21 protein-coding genes, 1 other RNA gene and 1 pseudogene are annotated in these 18,183 nt (G+C 73.8%); 10 read left to right on the top strand and 13 right to left on the bottom strand.

What is annotated here, in order from left to right; translation table 11 throughout:
- Positions 1-54: 54 nt before the first annotated feature.
- Genes ACVW07_RS03455 through ACVW07_RS03440 form a run of 4 tightly spaced genes read left to right on the top strand, consistent with a single transcriptional unit; the run spans position 55 to position 3,580 of the window.
- Positions 55-327 carry an MOSC N-terminal beta barrel domain-containing protein gene (locus ACVW07_RS03455; protein ID WP_456817885.1) on the top strand — a complete coding sequence of 91 codons (273 nt, stop codon included), beginning with the start codon at positions 55-57 and terminating at the stop codon, positions 325-327.
- Between the two features lie 44 nt (positions 328-371).
- The gene (locus ACVW07_RS03450; RefSeq protein ID WP_456817884.1) at positions 372-1,559 is read left to right on the top strand and encodes a Nif3-like dinuclear metal center hexameric protein; all 1,188 of its coding nucleotides are present in this window, start codon (positions 372-374) and stop codon (positions 1,557-1,559) included.
- 60 nt (positions 1,560-1,619) lie between these two features.
- On the top strand, positions 1,620-2,366 hold the full coding sequence (locus ACVW07_RS03445; protein ID WP_456817883.1) for a zinc ribbon domain-containing protein: 747 nt from the start codon (positions 1,620-1,622) through the stop codon (positions 2,364-2,366).
- Positions 2,367-2,368: 2 nt separating this feature from the next.
- On the top strand, positions 2,369-3,580 hold the full coding sequence (locus ACVW07_RS03440; RefSeq protein ID WP_456817882.1) for a bifunctional RNase H/acid phosphatase: 1,212 nt from the start codon (positions 2,369-2,371) through the stop codon (positions 3,578-3,580).
- A gap of 6 nt (positions 3,581-3,586) precedes the next feature.
- Here ACVW07_RS03440 and ACVW07_RS03435 read toward each other — a convergent pair whose 3' ends face one another.
- Together ACVW07_RS03435 and ACVW07_RS03430 are read right to left on the bottom strand one after the other, a co-directional pair.
- Positions 3,587-4,207, bottom strand: coding sequence for a LysE family translocator (locus ACVW07_RS03435; protein WP_456817881.1), 621 nt, complete (start codon positions 4,205-4,207; stop codon positions 3,587-3,589).
- A 2-nt stretch (positions 4,208-4,209) separates the two neighbouring features.
- Entirely contained in the window at positions 4,210-4,965 is a 756-nt protein-coding gene (locus tag ACVW07_RS03430; RefSeq protein ID WP_456817880.1) for a metallophosphoesterase, read from the bottom strand.
- 110 nt (positions 4,966-5,075) lie between these two features.
- Here ACVW07_RS03430 and ACVW07_RS03425 point away from each other — a divergent pair.
- Both ACVW07_RS03425 and ACVW07_RS03420 read left to right on the top strand, forming a co-directional pair.
- Positions 5,076-5,315, top strand: a pseudogene (locus ACVW07_RS03425) (ABATE domain-containing protein); the annotation flags it as partial.
- On the top strand, positions 5,233-5,679 hold the full coding sequence (locus ACVW07_RS03420; RefSeq protein WP_456817879.1) for a CGNR zinc finger domain-containing protein: 447 nt from the start codon (positions 5,233-5,235) through the stop codon (positions 5,677-5,679). The pseudogene ACVW07_RS03425 and the gene ACVW07_RS03420, both read left to right, overlap by 83 nt.
- Before the next feature lie 49 nt (positions 5,680-5,728).
- Here the strand turns inward: ACVW07_RS03420 and ACVW07_RS03415 are convergent, their stop codons facing one another.
- Complete coding sequence (locus tag ACVW07_RS03415; RefSeq protein ID WP_456817878.1) at positions 5,729-6,784, bottom strand: SLC13 family permease; 1,056 nt, start codon at positions 6,782-6,784, stop codon at positions 5,729-5,731.
- Between the two features lie 121 nt (positions 6,785-6,905).
- Positions 6,906-7,685, bottom strand: a complete 780-nt coding sequence (locus tag ACVW07_RS03410; RefSeq protein WP_456817877.1) for a YaaA family protein — start codon at positions 7,683-7,685, stop codon at positions 6,906-6,908.
- A gap of 56 nt (positions 7,686-7,741) precedes the next feature.
- On the opposite strand from ACVW07_RS03410, the gene ACVW07_RS03405 reads away from it, so the two are divergent.
- Together ACVW07_RS03405 and rnpB are read left to right on the top strand one after the other, a co-directional pair.
- The gene (locus tag ACVW07_RS03405; protein ID WP_456817876.1) at positions 7,742-8,125 is read left to right on the top strand and encodes a tautomerase family protein; all 384 of its coding nucleotides are present in this window, start codon (positions 7,742-7,744) and stop codon (positions 8,123-8,125) included.
- A gap of 37 nt (positions 8,126-8,162) precedes the next feature.
- An RNA gene (gene rnpB / locus ACVW07_RS03400) (RNase P RNA component class A) lies at positions 8,163-8,542 on the top strand.
- 26 nt (positions 8,543-8,568) lie between these two features.
- On the opposite strand, the gene ACVW07_RS03395 is transcribed toward rnpB, so the two are convergent.
- The 6 genes from ACVW07_RS03395 to map form a co-directional block, all read right to left on the bottom strand.
- The gene (locus tag ACVW07_RS03395) at positions 8,569-9,474 is read right to left on the bottom strand and encodes a hypothetical protein (protein ID WP_456817875.1); all 906 of its coding nucleotides are present in this window, start codon (positions 9,472-9,474) and stop codon (positions 8,569-8,571) included.
- Between the two features lie 178 nt (positions 9,475-9,652).
- The gene (locus ACVW07_RS03390; protein WP_456817874.1) at positions 9,653-10,078 is read right to left on the bottom strand and encodes a VOC family protein; all 426 of its coding nucleotides are present in this window, start codon (positions 10,076-10,078) and stop codon (positions 9,653-9,655) included.
- 28 nt (positions 10,079-10,106) lie between these two features.
- Positions 10,107-10,400: a DUF6191 domain-containing protein gene (locus tag ACVW07_RS03385; protein WP_456817873.1), complete on the bottom strand. Its 294-nt coding sequence runs from the start codon at positions 10,398-10,400 to the stop codon at positions 10,107-10,109.
- Between the two features lie 17 nt (positions 10,401-10,417).
- Positions 10,418-11,239, bottom strand: coding sequence for an MBL fold metallo-hydrolase (locus tag ACVW07_RS03380; RefSeq protein ID WP_456817872.1), 822 nt, complete (start codon positions 11,237-11,239; stop codon positions 10,418-10,420).
- 23 nt (positions 11,240-11,262) lie between these two features.
- Positions 11,263-12,042: a polyphosphate--glucose phosphotransferase gene (gene ppgK, locus ACVW07_RS03375; protein WP_456817871.1), complete on the bottom strand. Its 780-nt coding sequence runs from the start codon at positions 12,040-12,042 to the stop codon at positions 11,263-11,265.
- On the bottom strand, positions 12,039-12,914 hold the full coding sequence (gene map / locus ACVW07_RS03370; RefSeq protein ID WP_456817870.1) for a type I methionyl aminopeptidase: 876 nt from the start codon (positions 12,912-12,914) through the stop codon (positions 12,039-12,041). Before map ends, ppgK begins: the two co-directional genes overlap by 4 nt.
- A gap of 78 nt (positions 12,915-12,992) precedes the next feature.
- Here map and ACVW07_RS03365 point away from each other — a divergent pair, with 78 nt between their 5' ends.
- Entirely contained in the window at positions 12,993-13,163 is a 171-nt protein-coding gene (locus ACVW07_RS03365; RefSeq protein WP_456817869.1) for an SPOR domain-containing protein, read from the top strand.
- 17 nt (positions 13,164-13,180) lie between these two features.
- On the opposite strand, the gene ACVW07_RS03360 is transcribed toward ACVW07_RS03365, so the two are convergent.
- Genes ACVW07_RS03360 through ACVW07_RS03350 form a run of 3 tightly spaced genes read right to left on the bottom strand, consistent with a single transcriptional unit; the run spans position 13,181 to position 16,723 of the window.
- Positions 13,181-14,185: an endonuclease/exonuclease/phosphatase family protein gene (locus ACVW07_RS03360; protein ID WP_456817868.1), complete on the bottom strand. Its 1,005-nt coding sequence runs from the start codon at positions 14,183-14,185 to the stop codon at positions 13,181-13,183.
- Positions 14,182-14,994 (bottom strand): 3-methyl-2-oxobutanoate hydroxymethyltransferase, encoded by an 813-nt coding sequence (gene panB, locus ACVW07_RS03355; RefSeq protein WP_456817867.1) that lies wholly within the window; start codon positions 14,992-14,994, stop codon positions 14,182-14,184. Before panB ends, ACVW07_RS03360 begins: the two co-directional genes overlap by 4 nt.
- Positions 14,995-15,034: 40 nt before the next feature.
- Entirely contained in the window at positions 15,035-16,723 is a 1,689-nt protein-coding gene (locus tag ACVW07_RS03350) for an NAD+ synthase (RefSeq protein ID WP_456817866.1), read from the bottom strand.
- 93 nt (positions 16,724-16,816) lie between these two features.
- On the opposite strand from ACVW07_RS03350, the gene ACVW07_RS03345 reads away from it, so the two are divergent.
- A complete protein-coding gene (locus tag ACVW07_RS03345) occupies positions 16,817-18,154 on the top strand; it encodes a glutamine synthetase family protein (RefSeq protein ID WP_456817865.1) in 1,338 nt (445 codons plus the stop codon).
- Positions 18,155-18,183: the final 29 nt, after the last annotated feature.

The raw sequence follows: 18,183 nt of genomic DNA, 5'->3' as shown, positions 1-18,183 counted from the left end.
CGGGAGCTGCGCGGCTGCGAGGGCATGAGCGGCAGGGTCGCTCAGGTCGGGCGCATGGTGTCTCCCCACCTCGCCGGGATGACCGTCTGTCCGGTGACGTCGTTCGCGGGGCATGCCCTGGACGCGATGGACGTCGAGGTGGCCAGCCCGCAGGGCGACCGGCGGTGGATGATCGTCGACCGGTCCGGGTCGACGATCACCGCCCGCAGCCATCCCCACCTGCTGGCCGCGCGGGCCGCACCCGAGCGCTGCGGTGCCGTCACGCTCTGCTCGTACGGGTGTCGCTGGCCGGCCCGGTCACCGTGGTGGCCTGAGCGGGCACGGTGAAGACGGCGGCCCGACGACCGCGAGCGGCCGGTAGCGTGCGTGCCGTGAGCGCTCCCCGGTTGGCCGACGTCGTGCAGCTGCTCGACCGGCGGTACCCGCCCCGCACGGCGGAGTCGTGGGACGCCGTCGGGCTCGTCGCGGGGGACCCGGACCAGGACGTCGAGCGGGTGCTGTTCGCGGTGGACCCGGTCGCGGCCGTGGTCGACGAGGCCGTCGAGTGGGGCGCCGACCTGCTGGTGACGCACCATCCGCTGCTGCTCCGGCCGGTGCACTCGATCGCGGCGACGACGTTCAAGGGTGCGCTGCTGCACAAGCTCGTGCGCTCCGGCGTCGCGCTGCACACGGCCCATACGAACGCCGACGCCGCCGAGGGCGGGGTCGCCGACGCGCTGGCTGAGGCCGTCGGGCTGCTCGACACCGTCCCGCTGCAGGCGGCGCCCGCGGAGACGCTCGACAAGCACGTGGTGTTCGTCCCGGTCGCCGACGCCGAGCGTCTGGTCGACGCCCTCGCGGCGGCGGGCGCCGGTCGGCTCGGTGAGTACGCGCGGTGCGCGTGGACGTCGACCGGCGAGGGCACGTTCACGCCCGGACCCGGGGCGACGCCGTCGATCGGGCGGCCCGGGGAGGTGACCCGGGTCGTCGAAGCGCGGGTCGAGATGGTCGCTCCACGCCGTTCGCGGGCCGCGGTGATTGCGGCGATGCGTGCCGCCCACCCGTACGAGGAGCCGGCGTTCGACGTCCTGGAGCTCGGCTCCTGGCCGGGGGGTACCGGGATCGGTCGGGTCGGACGGCTCGCCACGCCCACCACGCTCGCGGCGTTCGCAGCGGCCGTCGCGGCCGCCGTGCCGGCCACCGAGCAGGGCGTGCGGTTCGCCGGTCCCCCGGACGGTGTCGTGGAGCGGGTCGCCGTGGTCGGTGGGTCGGGTGACTCCCTGTTCGACGAGGTCAGGAGCGCCGGCGTCGACGTGTACGTGACGGCCGACGTGCGGCACCACCCCGCCTCGGAGCTCCGCGAGCGCGCCGAGTTCGAGGCCCGGGACGGGCGCTCGGCGCCGTACCTCGTCGACCTCGCGCACTTCGCCTCCGAGTGGCCCTGGCTCGCCCGCGCCGCCCGCACCCTGGAGACGGACGTGGCCGGCACGGGGGCTACGGTGGAGACCCGCGTCAGCACGCTGCGCACCGACCCGTGGACGGGCCGTGCCGCCAGCCCGGAGCCGATGCCGACCTCCTGACCACAGCACACCGATCCGCACACCCGATCCGCACTCCGTGCGGTCCCCGGAAGGACCCCCATGGCCACAGCCCCCGCAGCGGACCAGCGCCGCCTGCTCGACGTCCAGGCGCTCGACACGCGGCTCGACCAGCTCGCGCACAAGCGACGCTCGCTGCCGGAGCTCGCCCGACTGCTCGAGCTCGACGCGCAGGTCGCCGACCTCTACACGGCCCTCGTCACGTCCCGCACCGCTGCGGACGACCTGCGTCGCGAGCTGACGAAGGCCGAGGCGGACGTCGAGCAGGTCCGCGTGCGGGCGGCCCGCGACCAGGCCAAGCTCGACTCCGGCCAGGGCTCGCCCAAGGACCTGCAGGCGCTGCAGAGCGAGCTCGTGGCGCTCGGCCGCCGCCAGGGCGATCTCGAGGAGGTCGAGCTCGAGATCATGGAGCGGCTGGAGGCGCACGAGAGCGCGCTCGCCGAGGTGACGGCGGCGCACCAGGCGCTCCTCGAGCAGAAGGAGACCATCGAGGTGGCGCGTGACGCTGCCTTCCGCGAGATCGACGCCGAGGTGGAGAAGGTCCGCGTCGAGCGGGCCGCCGCGGCCGAGGGGCTCGACGCCGGCCTCGTGACGCTCTACCAGAAGCTGCGCACGCAGCTCAGCGGCGTGGGGGCGGCGGCCTTGCGCGGCCGCCGCTGCGAGGGGTGCAGGCTCGAGCTGAACCCGCTCGACCTCGACGGGATCCGTGGCAAGGCCGAGGACCACGTGGTCCGCTGCGAGGAGTGCGGCCGCATCCTGGTGCGGCTGCCCGAGCCCGCCCAGGGCTGACCGTGGCGCACCGGCTGGTCGTCGAGGCGGACGGTGGGTCGCGGGGGAACCCGGGGCCTGCCGGGTACGGCGCCGTGGTGCGGGATGCCGTCACGGGCGAGGTGCTCGCGGAGCGGGCGGACTACCTCGGCCTGACGACGAACAACGTCGCGGAGTACTCGGGGCTCGTCGCCGGGCTGCGAGCGGCCCTCGAGATCGACCCGGCCGCGGAGCTCGAGGTCCGGTTGGACTCGAAGCTCGTCGTCGAGCAGATGCGGGGCACCTGGCGGATCAAGCACGACGACATGCGCCGGCTTGCCGACGAGGTCCGCTCGCTCGTCGACCCGGCTCGCGTCGTGTGGACCTGGGTCCCGCGCGCGCAGAACGCCGCGGCTGACCGGCTCGCGAACCTGGCGATGGACCAGCGGACCGCGCTCGTGACGGACCACGACCCCGGGGGCCGGAGCCGCCCGGTGGCGGGCGGCGTCCCTGACACCGACCCGACCGGTGCGGGTGCCGTTGCCGCGGCACCCGTCCGTGCGCCCCGCCCGTCGGGCGCGGGAGTGCGGTTCGACGAGGAGCAGCCCGTCACCGTCGTCCTGGTGCGGCACGGCGAGACCACCATGACGGTGTCGCGCGGCTACTCGGGCTCGGGCGAGCCGGGGCCGCCGCTCAACGACCGCGGAGTCCGCCAGGCGCACGCGGCGGCCGACCTCGTCGACAGGGTCGGCCGCGACGTCTGGGGCGACGTCGCATACCCGAGCGAGGTCATTGCCTCGCCGATGGTGCGGACCCAGCAGACGGGCCGGATCATCGGGGAGCGGCTCGGCCTGCCCGTCCATACCGACGCGCTGTTCCAGGAGGCGGACTTCGGCGAGTGGCAGGGGCTGACCGCCGAGGAGATCGAGGAGCGCTGGCCCGGGCTCCTGGAGCCGTGGCACACCAAGGCGAACGTCCGCCCGCCCGGTGGCGAGTCGATCGAGGAGGTCGGCGAGCGGCTGCGTCGGGGCCTCGACGGGCTACGTGCCCGGGGCGGTGACCGCACCGTGGTCGTGGTGAGCCACGCGGTGTCGATCCGGGCCGCCCTCGGCGTGACGATGGGCGCGCAGCCGTCGTCGTGGAGCCAGCTGCGTGTCGCACCCGCGTCCGTCAGCATCATCCGGCTCTTCACCGACCGGCGGGACGAGATCGCGGTCGCGGGTGCGCCGAGCGAGGGCTGGTCGTCACGCGCCTGAGGGGCGTCAGCCCACGAGCCAGCGGACCCCGAGCGCCAGGAGGACGACCGCGCTCGCCCGGGTGACGCGCGAGCGCCACGGCCCGGAGCGGGTCAGGCGTCCGGCCGGTCCGAGCAACGCCGTCCACACCGTGAGCCAGGACGCCGTGAGTGCGGCGTGCGTGCCGGCGAGGGCCAGGAGCTGGGCGGTCCTCGAGCCGGTCGGGTCGACGAAGCGCGGCACCACGGTGAGGTAGATCAGCGCCGCCTTGGGGTTGAGCACCGTTCCCAGCAGCGCCTGGACGTAGCTCGAGCGCCGCGACGACGGCGGCCGTCCAGGACCGTCGTCGGCGGCCGGGGCGTCCGCGGACCGCCACATCCAGCAGCCGAGACCCACGAGGTACGCGGCGCCGGCCGATCGCAGGAGCACTCCCAGGATGCCTGGCGGTGCGACGAGGAGGGACATGCCTGCGAGCACGACGGCCGTGTAGACGGCCAATGCCGTCACGGTCCCCGCGACGACAGGCAAGGCCTGCCGGCGGCCGTCCGCCGTGACGCGCTGGACGAGCAGGGTCAAGCTCGCGCCCGGGGTCACCACGAGCGGCACGATCGTCGCGAGGAACGGCACCCATGCTCCGCCGCCGGGCACGGTCAGACGGTGCGGTAGTGCGTGGTGAGTCGGTGCTGGTCGTCGAGCACGTGGAAGGCGACCCCGGGCGGCTGCTCGGCGTCGACGACGTCGTCGCCCTCCCAGGGGAGCCGCAGCGTCCACGTGACGGCCGGTCCGACCCGTACCGGCCGTCCGGCGAACTCCGTCGCGGCGGCGGTGTGCGCGTGGCCGGTGATCAGGGCGACCACGGCGGGGTGGGCGGCGAGCAGGTCGGCGAGCGCGTCCGGGTCCTCCAGCCGGCAGCTGTCGGGGAGCGGGTGGTGCACCGCGACCGGCGGGTGGTGGAACGCGACGAGCGCCGGTGTCCCGGGGTCGAGGGCGCGCAGGCCGTCGTCCAGCCACGCGAGCGTCTCGGGCTCGAACCGGCCGGGATCCTTGCCGGGGATCGTCACGTCGCACAGGAAGACGGCGGTGCGAGGTGCGCCGCGCGTGCCCTCGACGAGGGCCACGGTGTTGACCGGGGTGCCGGCGGGGCGCTCGCCGAGCAGTGACCGGCGGTAGGCCGCGCGCTCGTCGTGGTTGCCGGGGCACGCCAGGACGGGGAAGGGGGCGTCGAGCAGCCCGGCTGCCTCGCGGTACTCGGCGTCCGTGCCGTGGTCGGCGATGTCCCCGGTCACCAGCAGCGCGTCGACCGGCGTCGGTAGGTTCCTCAGGTAGGCGAGGGTGCGGGAGGCCCGTTCGGACGTGCGTGTGGTGCCGTCGAGGTGCAGGTCGCTGATCTGTGCGATGACGGTCATGGCAACCTCCACGGATCGGATCTAACGGAATAAGCAACGGCAACCGTTAGAGACTGTAGGGTAGGACGTGACGGTCGTCCACTACGGCAGAACAGGTCCTGGGAGGCCCGATGACGACGGACGCAGACACTGCCCTGGCGCTCCAGCTCTCGGGCACCATCCGGCACGACGGGAACGGCGGCGTCGCCGACGACCTGACGACGCCCGCGGCGCTGGGCGAGTGGCTGGCCGCGCGCCCGGAGCTGCCGCAGCCCGTCACGTCCGACGGTGTGCTCGCCGACGTCCTCAGCGTGCGGCAGGCCGTCCGTGCGCTGTTCGCCCGCGCCGTCCGTGCCGGCGCCGCCGAGCCGCGCCGACGCCCACCGGCTGATCCCCGTCGGCGAGGCGGTCGAGCGCCTCAACGCCGGAGCCGCCGCGGTCCCCGTCGCACCGCGGCTCCGGTGGTCCGAGGACAACGACCCGGCCGCCTCGCTCGTCGCGGCCGGACGGCCGGCGAGCGCGGCCGACGAGCTGGTGGCGACCTTGGCCCGCGCAGCGATCGGACTGCTTGCCGGTCCCGACCGAGAGCGGCTGCGCGCCTGCCCCGCCCCCCGGTGCGTCCGCTACTTCCTGCAGGAGCACGGTCGCCAGGAGTTCTGCAAGACGTCGTGCAGCAACCGGGCGCGCGCCGCCCGGCACTACGAGAAGCACAGGGCCGGGGCCGGCCCCGGGTGACCGCACGTGCCATGTCGGCGCCGGGTCGGCTGCCGGGTCGGTCGCCGGGTCAGTGCGCGGCGACGAGCGCGAACGTCGCGACCGCCACGACCACCGGGGCGAGCAGCACGCCTTGCCCGACGATGGTCACCGCAGGCACGTCGAGCATCACCTGACGGCAGCGGTGCCACCAGAGCACCGTCGCGAGCGAGCCCCACGGCGTGATCAGCGGCCCGGCACCTGTGCCCACCAGCAGCGCGGCGATCCGGAGCGGACCACCGTCCGTGGCCGGCTCCAGCGCGAGGTAGGCGGGCAGGTTGTTGACCGCGTTCGCCGACGCGGCGCCGACCCCGGCGAGCCGCAGAAGGGCCGCCGGAGAGCTGCCCTGCCCGGCGACCGCCGCCAGGACGGTGCCGAGGCCGTGCGCGTGGGCCGTCTGCACCACCGCGAACAGGCCGAGGACCACGACGAGCGTGCGCCACGGCACGAGCCTGCGCGGCGGCACCGGCCACGGCCGCCCGCGGAGGCGGGTGGTGAGGACGAGGACCGCGGCGGCGGCCAGGGCCGTCGGAGCGGTGGGGAGGCCGGCGACGAACGCGACCGCCATCACCGCGGTGACGACGGCCGCGACGACGAGGAGCGGGCGGTCCGTGGCCGGTCTGCCCGGCAGGACGTCGTAGGTGCCGTGCAGGACGTGCCGGTCCCGGACCGCGAGCAGGGCCACCGTCGTCAGGACCGCCGCGAGCGCAGGCGCCCACATCAGCCCGACGAAGCCGATGCCAGCGGCCCGCAGAGCGTGGTCGGCGAGCAGGTTCGTCAGGTTCGAGACCGGCAGAAGCAGCGACGCGGTGTTGGAGAGGGCGAGCACGGCCAACGCGAACGGCAGGGGAGGCGTGCGGGTGTGCCGGGCGAGCGTCACCACCACCGGGGTCAGCAGCACGGCGGTCGTGTCGAGCGACAGCACCGCCGTGCTGAGGGTCGCGAGCAGGACGACGAGCGCCCACAGCACGGCACGGCGACCGCGTGCCACCCGGGCGGCCAGCCCCGCCGCGGCCTCGAACAGGCCGGCCCCGGCGCACATCTCCGCCACGACGGTCAGGGCCGCGAGGAACACCAGGATCGGCACCGCACGCTGCGCCGCAGCGCTCGCGCGTCGTCGGCCGGCAGCGCGCCCGTCGCCACCACGCCGCCGGTCACCACGGCCGAGACGAGCCACCACGGCACGTGCCGCTGCCACATCCTGGCGCTCAGGGGACGACGACCGAGAGCACCCGGGCGCCTCGGACGGCCGGGCCGAGCTCCACGGCCAGCAGCCCGTGGCCTACCAGCTCGGCCGCCACCCGGGCGAGCGACGCCGCGTCCGCCGGCGCCTTGCCCCGACGGCTCATCAGGTGCCGCGTGAGCACCCCACGGGTGTGCTTGGCGTGGTGCGACACCACGGACCGGACGCCGTCGACCTCCCGCTCGACCCGGACCGTGACCCACTGCGCCGAGCGGGGTGGGTGCCACGCGGCCAGGTAGGCGGCCGACCGGCAGTCGACGACGAGCTCACCGTCCGCCCGCCCGTCGAGCTCGTTCGCCAGGGGACCTCGCCATGCCGCCGACAGGGGACCGATGCCCGGCAGGTCGGTGCCCATCGACAGCCGGTACGCCGGGATCGCGTCCTCGGGCGTCAGCGCTCCCCACAGGCCGGACACGATCCGCACGCTCTCGGTGGCCCGGGCACGCCCCGTCGCCGTCAGCCGGTCGAGCCCCGCGGCGGCGTACAGCACACCCGTGTAGACCCGTCGGGCCGGCGCCGTCGGGGACTCCCGGAGGCGGGTGTTGCGGGCGACCTCGTCGGCCAGGCCGGCCCCGACACCCAGCACGGCCACGGCGTCGTCCCGCGCGCTCACGTCGTGGAGGGCGTCCAGGATCTTCTGGCGCAGCGGCGTCAGGCCGGGGGAGGAGAGGGCATCGAGGTCGAGGGCCGGGCCGGAGGCGCGCGGCGGCGTCTTTCCCTCTGAGGGAGGAAGGAGCACGAGCACGCCCCGACTGTAGGCTCCGCGCGGCGGGTGGGACGCATCGGACGGGGAGGACGGCGATGGCGCAGGTCAAGCTCTACGGTCGGCGGGACGTCTGGGGGTCTCGGCGCCAGGAGGTGTCCGACGCGGTCCATGCTGCGCTCGTCGGGGCCTGGGCGCTGCCGGACGACAAGCGGTTCCACCGGTTCGTCATGCTCGACCCCGAGGACCTCGTCGCGCCACGCTCCGAGGCGTACCTCGTGATCGAGGTGGTCTGCTTCACCGGCCGCACCCGTCGCGCCCGTCGCGCCCTCATCGCCGCGATGTTCGACGACGTCGCCCCCGCGCTCGGCCTGGGCCCGGACGACCTCGAGCTCGTCATCATCGAGAGCCCCGCCGAGAACTGGGGGATCCGCGGGGTGTCCGGGGACGAGCTCACGCTGCCCTACCGGGTCGACGTCTGAGCAGCTCCCGTCGAGCGACTAGGCTGTGCGGCGCGGATGAGTCAGTCAGGCGGCCGCGTCGGACCTCCGGGTCCGCCGAGGAACGTCCGGGCTCCGTAGGGCAGGGTGGTGGGTAACACCCACCCGGGGTGACCCGCGGGACAGTGCCACAGAGAACAGACCGCCTTCCCGGTCCGCCGGGGAGGTAAGGGTGAAACGGTGGTGTAAGAGACCACCAGCGTGCCGGGCGACCGGTGCGGCTCGGTAAACCCCACCCGGAGCAAGGCCAGACAGGGAGCGTTCGAGGGCTGCCCGCCCGAGCTCCCGGGTAGGCCGCTGGAGGCGTGCGGCAACGTACGTCGTAGAGGGATGGCCGCCACCCGCGCACGGGGTGACCCAGCGCGGGGACAGAACCCGGCGTATCGACTGACTCATCCGCCTCGTCCGTGCCGGGCACGCACGGCTCAGCCGACCGGCACGTCGCGCTGCTGGTAGGTGCGGCCGGGGAGCATCGACGCGACGTCCGACGTCCAGGGCAGGGGTGGTTCGGGCATCACGACGAGCCAGGACCCGTCCCGGTCGAAGAACCGCAGGTCGCCGTCGAACGCGTAGGTGTCGCGGACGTGCAGGCCGAGGTCGCTCGCCGAGAACGTGAGGTCGAAGAGCCACGACGACGGGTCCTGCAGCTGACCGTCGCTGTCCAGGTCCCGCGACGTCCACATCCGCACCCAGGCGATGCTGCGTGCCTCATGGGCGGGGATGACGAGGGGGTGCCCCGGCAGCAGCTCCAGCTCACCGCCGGCAGGTTGCAGGATGTCGATCTGGGCGGGGCAGTCGGAGACGTTCTCGAACCACAGCGTCAGGGCGGTGCGGAACGCGTACGCCTCGTCACGGCCCACCTGGAGCTGCCCGACGAGGGGCCGCCAGCGGTCCTGCCTGCCCGCCGTGAGCCGGCAGACCTCGAGGGCCGGTCGTCCGGCGGCGTCGGACACGCTCGGCAGCGCCCGCGCGATGATCGTGGGAGCGAGGGCGTCGAGGCGCGCCTCCTCCAGCATCCGCCGGGAGTGGTCGGTCTCGAGACGGAGACGGTCGGCGTCGGCGCGGGCGTCCCGGGCCTCGTGACGGGCGATGGCGATCGCCTCCCGGGCGATCGCGACCTGCTCGTCGAAGGCCTTGGCCTGTCGGGCGGCTGCGTCGGCCTGCTTGTGGGTCGCGTCGGCCTGCCGGGCGACCCGGCGTACGGCCTTCGCCGCCTGGCGCCACGCGAGCAGGGCGACGAAGAACGTCAGGACGGAGACCGCCAGCGGCAGCCACGTCGCCCAGTCCTCCAGCGGGAGGTCGCCGAGGACCGGGAGAGCGGCATTGGTCATCCCCGCAAGTTAGTGACCGGTTCGTCCGATTTCGACCCCTGGCGTGCCGATGTCACTCGTGCGGGGTAGTGCAAGGCCCTCTCCGGTGGCACGCAGGGGCGGCCACAGGCCACGACGAGCCGGGCTGACAGGCCGCTCCGCGGACGCGGGCACGGGACGTCCGCGGCTCGTCCGGCTGTCAGCTCCCCGCGGACGGCGAGGAGTCGAGCTCCGCAGCCAGCGCCGCTGCGGCCTCGGACACCGTCCGGTGCAGCAGGCAGAACTCGTTCCCCTCCGGGTCGGCGAGCACGTGCCACGGCACGTCTCCCTGACCGATGTCGAGCGGTGTCGCACCGAGCGACAGGAGTCGTGACAGCTCGCTTGCCTGGTCGGAGCCGTCGGCGGGACGCAGGTCGCAGTGCAGCCGGTTCTTCACGACCTTGTCGTCGGGGACGAGGACGAACAACCAGCTCGTCGCCGAGCCGTCGGCCGGGGCGATCTCGAACTCGTCGTCGTCGGGTGCCGGCTCCCACACGAAGCGCCAGCCGAGGACCTCCGCCCACCAGCGCGCGAGCCGTTCCGGGTAGGGCGAGTCGATCGTCAGCTGGGACACCACGAGCGCCATGCAGGCAAGGTAGAGGCACGGTCGGCCATCACGCGACCGGTGGCGGCGGATCGGTCCGGGCGGTCCCGGCGTCGAGGTCGACGGGCGGTGCGGCGTCCCCGGTGTGGTGGATCTCGAGCTGCTGACGCTCCTGCTCGGCGGTGAGGTGCACCCGGCTCGGCTGGAACACCTCGATCAGGTCGCCGAGCATCCCGCTCGCAGCAGGCGCCCCGGCGGGGCGGTGGTCCCGCGGCCGGCTGCGGTCGAACCAGCCCCGAGCGACGGCGCGGTCCAGGGCGAGGAGGACCGCGCCCACGACGACGAGCACGACGACCCAGCGCATGCTCCCATCGTCACACCTCAGCCGCGGACGGCGGCCACCTGACGGTGATGGGCGTCCGCGAGCCAGGTGGACGTGACGCGCGGGTCGCCCGTGTCCTGACGAGCGTCGACGAGTCGGGCGAGGTACTGCCGGTCCGAGGTCAGGCGACGGGAGAGCTCGGCGCCGTCGCCCGGCGAGCCGTGGCCGGGCACCACGACGCGGACGTCGACGCCGGCCGAGAGTGCGGAGAACGAGTCGAGCGCGCTGCGGTAGTCGGCGACCGGGTCCGCCGCGTCGAGGTCGAGCAGCGGGATCTCGACGTCCGAGAGCATGTCGCCCGCGACGAGCACACCGACGTCCGGCACGAGCAGGGCGCTGTGGCCGGTCGCGTGCGCGGAGTGCGTCAGGACGTGGACCGGGCGGGCGGTCCAGGCGACCGGCGTCCAGCCGGGCACGGGGGACGTGCGTGCGACATCGGCAGGGAACGGGACCGGGGGAGCGTCGACGAGGTCCGCACCCCCGTCGCCCGGGTGGGCGCGCAGGTGCGAGGCGAGCTCGTCGTCGCCGTCGCGTTCCGTCGCGGCGGTGCGCGACCACGACGGGCCACGGGCCCACGCGGCCCAGCGGGGCACGCCGTGCAGCCCGGGACCGTCGAGCGCGTGGTCCCAGTGCCCGTGCGTCGACCAGACGGCGACAGGCTGCCAACCGCGCAGGGTGACGGCACGGGCCAGACCGGCGACCTCCCGCGCCGTGACCCCGGGGTCGACGACGAGGCATGAACCGTCGTCGCCGACGACGACGGTCGACGTCGTCGCGTACACCGCGCTCGTCGCGACGTGGACCCCCGGCGCGACCTCCACCAGCGCGCGGGACGGTGCCTCGGTCAGCCGTGGGCCTCCGCGGCGAGTGCGGCCGCCCCGACGATGCCGGCCGCGTTGCGCAGCTCGGCGGGGATGATGCGCGTGCGGATGTCGAGGAGCGGCAGGAAGTCCTTGTGGTGCTTGCTGACGCCCCCGCCGACGACGATGAGGTCGGGCCAGAACAGGTTCTCGACGACCGTGAAGTACCGCTGCAGGCGCTCGGCCCAGGCCTCCCAGTCCAGCCCGTCGCGGTCGCGCACCGATTCGGCCGCACGCGACTCGGCGTCGTGCCCGTCGATCTCCAGGTGGCCGAGCTCGGTGTTCGGGACGAGGTGGCCGTCCACGACGAGCGCGGACCCGATGCCGGTGCCGAGCGTGACGACGAGGACGACGCCGTCGACGTCCCGCGCGGCCCCGTACCGCACCTCGGCGAACCCTGCGGCGTCGGCGTCGTTGACGGCCAGCACCCGGCGACCGGCGGCCTTCTCGACGGCGGCCTCGACGTCGGTGCCGATCCACGACTTGTCGACGTTCGCGGCGGACTGCGCCACGCCGTGCAGGATCACCGCGGGGAACGTCACCCCGATGGGCAGTCCCCGATCCAGGTCGAACGACTCGACCACGGCGGCGACGGTCTTCGACACGGCGTCCGGGGTGGACGGTGTGGGGGTGGGGATGCGCAGCCGGTCGGCTGCGAACTCGCCCTTCTCGAGATCCACCGGGGCGCCCTTGATGCCGCTGCCCCCGATGTCGATGCCGAACGCCAGCGGGTGCTTCTTCGACTTCTTGTGGTGGTGGCTCATGGCAGTGTCAGGATCTCCGCTCCGGTGTCGGTGACCAGCAGGGTGTGCTCGAACTGCGCGCTGCGTCGGCCGTCGGCCGTGAGGACCGTCCAGTCGTCGTCCCACATGACCCAGTCGGGGGTGCCGAGGTTGAGCATCGGCTCGATGGTGAAGACCATGCCGGTCTCGATCACCGTGTCGTACCCGGGCGCCGCGTCGTAGTGCGGGATCACCAGACCCGTGTGGAAGGCGGGACCGACCCCGTGGCCCGTGTAGTCGCGGACCACCCCGTACCCGAATCGGGCGGCGTACTTCTCGATGACCCGACCGATGACGTTGACCTCGCGTCCCGGCACCACCGCCTTGATGGCACGGTGCAGCGCCTCGCGGGTGCGCTCGACGAGCAGTCGCGACTCGTCGTCGACGTCCCCGGCGAGGAACGTCGCGTTGTTGTCACCGTGGACGCCGCCGATGTAGGCGGTGACGTCGACGTTCACGATGTCGCCGTCCTCGATCACCGTCGAGTCGGGGATGCCGTGGCAGATCACCTCGTTCACGGACGTGCACAGCGACTTCGGGAAGCCGCGGTAGCCCAGCGTCGACGGGTACGCACCGTGGTCGACCATGAACTCGTGCCCGAGCGCGTCCAGCGCGTCGGTGGTGACGCCGGGCTCGACCGCCCGGCCGACGACCTCGAGCGCCTGGGCTGCGATGCGGGCCGCGACGCGGACGCGCTCGATCGTGTCCTCGTCGAGCACGTTGTTGCCCCGCCACGGGGCTGGTCCCGGACGTCCGACGTACTCGGGTCGGGCGATGGACGACGGGACGGCGCGGCGGGCGCTCACCGTGCCCGGGACCAGGGCGGCGGAGCGTGGCGCGTGCACGGGCGACATACCTGGCAGTCTACGGAACGCAGTGCGGGGCGGCCGGACGGCCGGGCGCCCCGCGAGCCTCGACGAACGGAGTCCGACATGGCGACCGAGTACTGGTACAACACCGAGACCCACGAGGTCGAGGAGGGCAAGCAGAGCGTCGCATCGAAGCTCATGGGCCCGTACCCGAGCCGCGAGGACGCCGCCCGCGCCATGGAGATCGCCAAGGAGCGCAACAAGGCGTGGGAGGACGAGGACCGCCGGCGCTGAGACGGTCCGGGCCGGCCTCAGCGCCGCACGAGGCGGGCGACGATCGGCCGATGGTCGCTCCCGCCGGTCGGCGGCAGCACCTCGAAGGCGGTGACGCGCCACCTCCGGCCGTCCACGAGGACGTGGTCGATGGGAGCGGCCAGGCCGCTCGGCGCCGACGCGGGCCAGGTGCCGCGCCACGCCTCACCGGCCTGCCGCGCCGCGTCCACGCACGGTCCGAGGTCCTGGAGCCCGGGATGGTCGAGGGTCGCGTTCAGGTCGCCCGCGACCACCGCGCCCGGGGTCGACGCGCACTGGTCCGCGACCCACGCGGTCTCCGAGCGCCAGGTCGGCATCGCGGACCGGTGGCCGGGCGCGAGCGGGTGCGCCGCGACGAGCGTCGGGTCGGAGGGGTCGACCGGGACGGTGCGCACGCCGCCGAGGCGGGTCGGCAGCTCGGTGGACGACGGGTACGTGCCGAGCGCGGGGGAGACGAGGAGCGCGGTGCCCGCGATCCAGGTGCTGCTGCCGTCGGCGCTGTGCAGCTGCATCGGCAGCCCGGCGGCGTCGAGGAGGGCCGCGGTTGCCACGGCGGTCGCGCGCGACGTCTCCGGCAGGACCACCACGTCGGCCCGGAGCCCCTCGATCAGGGCCGCGAGCGTGTCCGCCGGCACGGTGTCCAGGGTGTTGAAGGACAGGACGACGACGCCCTCGTCGCCGGCGGGGCCCGTGGCGGGCGCCCCGCCGCGGGCGAGCACCGCCGCGCCGTCCTGACCGGCCGGGACGGCGCGCGCGGCGAGGACCGCGGCCTGGAGACCCACCCCGAGCGCGAGCGCCACCACCACCGGCACGGTCCGCCGCCGGACCCAGGGCACGGCGAGCAGCGCGAGCGCACAGCCCACGCCCGCGAGCGCCAGCACGGCCCGGAACGCCACGAGCTGAGCCACCGGGAACACACCCGACAGGACCGGGACCGCGAGCCCGACGCCGACCGCTCCGACGACGACGGCCGTCGCCCACGTCGCGACCCGGCGTGCGCTCACTTGTCGAACTGGTGGTCCGCGTCGGGGAACGTGCCCGCGCGCACCTCGTCCACGTAGGCGGTGGCCGCCGACGCGAGCGCCGCACCGACCTCCCCGAAGCGCTTGGCGAAGCGCGGGGACCAGTCCGTCATGCCGGCCATGTCGACCCACACGAGCACCTGCCCGTCGCAGCCCGCTCCCGCGCCGATGCCGATGGTCGGCACCTTGAGGATCTCGGTGATCTGCTCGGCGACGGGAGCCGGCACCATCTCCAGCACGACGGCCACGGCCCCGGCCTCGGCGATGGCGACGGCGTCCTCGCTGAGGTGCTCCGCGGCGAGGTCGCCACGACCCTGCACGCGCGGGCCGCCCAGGAGGTGCTCCGACTGCGGGGTGTAGCCGAGGTGCCCGACGACGGGGATGCCCGCGTCCGTCAGCGCACGGATCTGCGGGACCACGCGCTTGCCGCCCTCGAACTTCACGGCCGCGGCGCCCGTCGCCTTCATGACGCGGACCGCGCTCTCCAGCGCCTGCGTGGGCCCCGCCTCGTACGTGCCGAACGGCAGGTCGACCACGACGAACGCACGGTGCACGGCGCTGACGACGGCGCTGCCCGCCCGCACCATGTCGTCGAGCGTGACGGGCAGCGTCGTCGCGTGCCCGTGCATCGTGTTCCCGATCGAGTCACCGACCAGGAGCATGTCCACGCCGGCGGAGTCGAAGATGGCGGCCGTCACGGCGTCGTAGGCCGTGAGCATCGTCAGGCGCTCGCCGCGCTCCTTGGCCTCGCGCAGGTGGTGCACGCGCACTCGCTTGGGGGTCTGGGTCATCGGGCTGTGCTCCTGGGTGTCGTGCGGGTTGCCGGGCAGGTCAGGGCTCGCGCCACCGGGTCGTCACGGGCAGTCGCCGGTCGCGTCCGAACGCGAGCGCGGTGACCTTGGGCCCGAGCGGGTACTGCCGACGCTTCCACTCGGCGCGGTCGACGAGCGCGAGCACCTTGTCCACGACGGCGGGGTCGAACCCGCGCGCGAGGAGCTCGGCGCGGCCCTCGGCGTTCTCCACGTACGCGTCGAGCACCTCGTCGAGCAGGCTGTACGGGGGCAGCGAGTCCTGGTCCACCTGACCGGGCCGGAGCTCGGCGGACGGCGGCTTCGTGATGGACGACTCGGGGATGGGGGGCAGCTCGTCGGGGCCGAAGACGCCGTCGAGGGCGGCGTTGTTGCGCCAGCGGGCCAGTGCCCACACGCGCGACTTGTCGACGTCCTTGAGCGGCGCGTACCCGCCGATGCTGCCGGCGTCGTAGATCGTCGCGTAGCCGGTGGCGAGCTCCGACTTGTTGCCCGGTGCGATCACGAGGTGGCCCTCACGGTTCGAGATCGCCATCAGCAGGACGCCCCGGACGCGGGCTTGCAGGTTCTCCTCCGTCACGCCCTCGACCTCGAGCTCGCCGCGGAACGCCTCGACGATCGGCCCGATCGGCTGGACCCGGTAGTCCGCGCCCAGGCGCTTGGCCAGGTCCGCCGCGTCGTCCTTGCTGTGCTCGGAGGAGTACGCCGACGGCATCGAGACGCCGACCACGTTCTGGCCACCGACCGCGTCCGCGGCGATCGTCGCGGTGAGCGCCGAGTCGATGCCGCCCGAGAGCCCGAGCAGCACCGACCGGAAGCCGTTCTTGCGCACGTAGTCGGCCAGCCCGACGACGATCGCGCGGTAGACCTCTTCGTCGGCGCCCAGCGGTGCCGCGAGCGGGCCGGGCTGCGGCGGCGCGTCCGGGTCGGGCAGGTCCCACAGCAGCAGGTGCTCGACGAACTGCGGCGCGCTCGCCAGGAGCGTGCCGTCGGTCCCGACGACGAACGAGCCGCCGTCGAACACCAGGTCGTCCTGGCCGCCGACGAGGTTGACGTAGGCGACCGGCGCGTCGACCTCGCGCGCCCGTCGGGCTGCCAGCTCGGCGCGGACGTGCCCCTTGCCCTCCTCGTACGGCGAACCGTTCAGGACGACGAGCAGCTCGACCTCCCGCTCGTCCATCTGCGACACCGGGCCACCGTCCTGCCAGATGTCCTCGCAGACCACGACGCCGACGCGACGCCCCTGCACGTCGATCACGCAGACGTCGTCACCCGGCGTGAAGATGCGGAACTCGTCGAACACGCCGTAGTTCGGCAGGTGGTGCTTGTCGTACCGGTCCTGCACGCGTCCGTGCTGCAGGAGGACGGCCTGGTTGGTGGGGCGACGGGCGCCGTCCGGCGCGTCCTGGTCGCCCGTGGGCGGGAGCACCCGCTCGCCGACCGTGCCCACGATCACCGCGAGCTCGCCCAGCCCTGCCGCCTCGAGCTCCGTCGCCGTGCGCAGCAGCGCAGCCTCGGCGCCACGCCGGAACGACGCGCGCAGCGCGAGGTCCTCGACGGGGTAGCCGGTGATCGTCATCTCGGGGAAGACGACGAGGTCGGCGCCCTCGTCCGCGGCCCGCCTGGACCACCGCAGCACCGCGGCCGCGTTCGCGTCGACGTCCCCCACGCAGGTGTCGATCTGTGCCAGGGCGATGCGTGGTGCGGGCATGGCGTCGAGCCTAGTCAACGCGTGTGCGACCTGCCGCGACGCATCCACGGACGTGCCCTCGCCGAGGCCCCTTCATGAGGCAGGATGTGCCGCATGGACAGGCAGCAGGAGTTCGTGCTCCGCACGGTCGAGGAGCGGGACATCCGCTTCATCCGCCTCTGGTTCACCGACGTGCTCGGGATCCTCAAGTCGGTGGCGGTCGCACCCGCCGAGCTCGAGGCCGCGTTCTCCGAGGGCATCGGGTTCGACGGCAGCTCGATCGAGGGCCTGACCAGGGTGTACGAGGCGGACATGATCGCCAAGCCGGACCCGACGACGTTCCAGGTCCTGCCCTGGCGGGGCGAGCGGCACGGCACCGCGCGGATGTTCTGCGACCTGCTCACGCCCGACGGCGAGCCGTCGCTCGCGGACTCGCGCCACGTGCTCAAGCGCGCCCTGTCGAAGGCGAGCGACCAGGGCTTCACGTTCTACACGCACCCCGAGGTCGAGTTCTACCTGTTCGAGGCTCCGGCGGACCCGGCACTGCCGCTCGTCCCCGTGGACCAGGGCGGGTACTTCGACCACGTGCCGCGCGGCACGGCGCACGACTTCCGGCGCGCGGCCATCACGATGCTCGAGTCGATGGGCATCTCGGTGGAGTTCTCCCACCACGAGGCCGGCCCGGGTCAGAACGAGATCGACCTGCGTTATGCGGACGCGCTGACCACCGCGGACAACATCATGACGTTCCGCACCGTCGTCAAGGAGGTCGCGCTCGAGCAGGGCGTGTTCGCCTCCTTCATGCCGAAGCCGCTGTTCGACCAGCCCGGGTCCGGCATGCACACGCACCTCTCGCTGTTCGAGGGCGACCGCAACGCGTTCCACGAGGCCGGGGGACACCTCGAGCTGTCGAAGACGGCGCGCTCGTTCATCGCGGGCCTGCTGCGGCACGCCGCCGAGGTCACGGCCGTCACCAACCAGTTCGTGAACTCCTACAAGCGGCTGTGGGGCGGTGCCGAGGCGCCGAGCTACATCTGCTGGGGTCACAACAACCGGTCCGCCCTCGTCCGCGTGCCCATGTACAAGCCCGGCAAGGGCAACTCCAGCCGCATCGAGTACCGCGCGGTCGACTCCGCGACGAACCCGTACCTCGCGTTCGCCGTGATGCTCGCCGCCGGCCTGAAGGGCATCGAGGAGGGCTACGAGCTGCCCGAGGGCGCCGAGGACGACGTGTGGGAGCTCACCGACTCCGAGCGCCGCGCGCTCGGCATCGAGCCGCTGCCCACCTCGCTCGAGTCGGCCATCGCCGTGATGGAGAGGTCCGAGCTCGTCGCCGAGACCCTCGGCGAGCACGTGTTCGACTACTTCCTGCGCAACAAGCGGCAGGAGTGGGACGAGTACCGCGCCCAGGTCACGCCGTACGAGCTGCGGCGGTTCCTGCCGGTCCTGTGAGGCGGCTCGTCGACATGGTGACGGGAGCG

It is taken from the genome of Cellulomonas sp. URHB0016 (genome assembly GCF_054057935.1).
Note: the sequence above shows the minus strand (reverse complement) of the source record. Positions and strands in the feature narration are given on the sequence as shown.

Bases quoted from the DNA above. Each gene is read 5' to 3' on its own strand.
- ACVW07_RS03455 (WP_456817885.1), top strand. From the start codon at position 55: ATGGTGTCTCCCCACCTCGCCGGGATGACCGTCTGTCCGGTGACGTCG.
- ACVW07_RS03445 (WP_456817883.1), top strand. From the start codon at position 1,620: ATGGCCACAGCCCCCGCAGCGGACCAGCGCCGCCTGCTCGACGTCCAG.
- ACVW07_RS03430 (WP_456817880.1), bottom strand. From the start codon at position 4,965: ATGACCGTCATCGCACAGATCAGCGACCTGCACCTCGACGGCACCACA.
- ACVW07_RS03405 (WP_456817876.1), top strand. From the start codon at position 7,742: ATGGCGCAGGTCAAGCTCTACGGTCGGCGGGACGTCTGGGGGTCTCGG.
- ACVW07_RS03395 (WP_456817875.1), bottom strand. From the start codon at position 9,474: ATGACCAATGCCGCTCTCCCGGTCCTCGGCGACCTCCCGCTGGAGGAC.
- ACVW07_RS03390 (WP_456817874.1), bottom strand. From the start codon at position 10,078: ATGGCGCTCGTGGTGTCCCAGCTGACGATCGACTCGCCCTACCCGGAA.
- ACVW07_RS03385 (WP_456817873.1), bottom strand. From the start codon at position 10,400: ATGCGCTGGGTCGTCGTGCTCGTCGTCGTGGGCGCGGTCCTCCTCGCC.
- ppgK (WP_456817871.1), bottom strand. From the start codon at position 12,042: ATGAGCCACCACCACAAGAAGTCGAAGAAGCACCCGCTGGCGTTCGGC.
- map (WP_456817870.1), bottom strand. From the start codon at position 12,914: ATGTCGCCCGTGCACGCGCCACGCTCCGCCGCCCTGGTCCCGGGCACG.
- ACVW07_RS03365 (WP_456817869.1), top strand. From the start codon at position 12,993: ATGGCGACCGAGTACTGGTACAACACCGAGACCCACGAGGTCGAGGAG.
- panB (WP_456817867.1), bottom strand. From the start codon at position 14,994: ATGACCCAGACCCCCAAGCGAGTGCGCGTGCACCACCTGCGCGAGGCC.
- ACVW07_RS03350 (WP_456817866.1), bottom strand. From the start codon at position 16,723: ATGCCCGCACCACGCATCGCCCTGGCACAGATCGACACCTGCGTGGGG.
- ACVW07_RS03345 (WP_456817865.1), top strand. From the start codon at position 16,817: ATGGACAGGCAGCAGGAGTTCGTGCTCCGCACGGTCGAGGAGCGGGAC.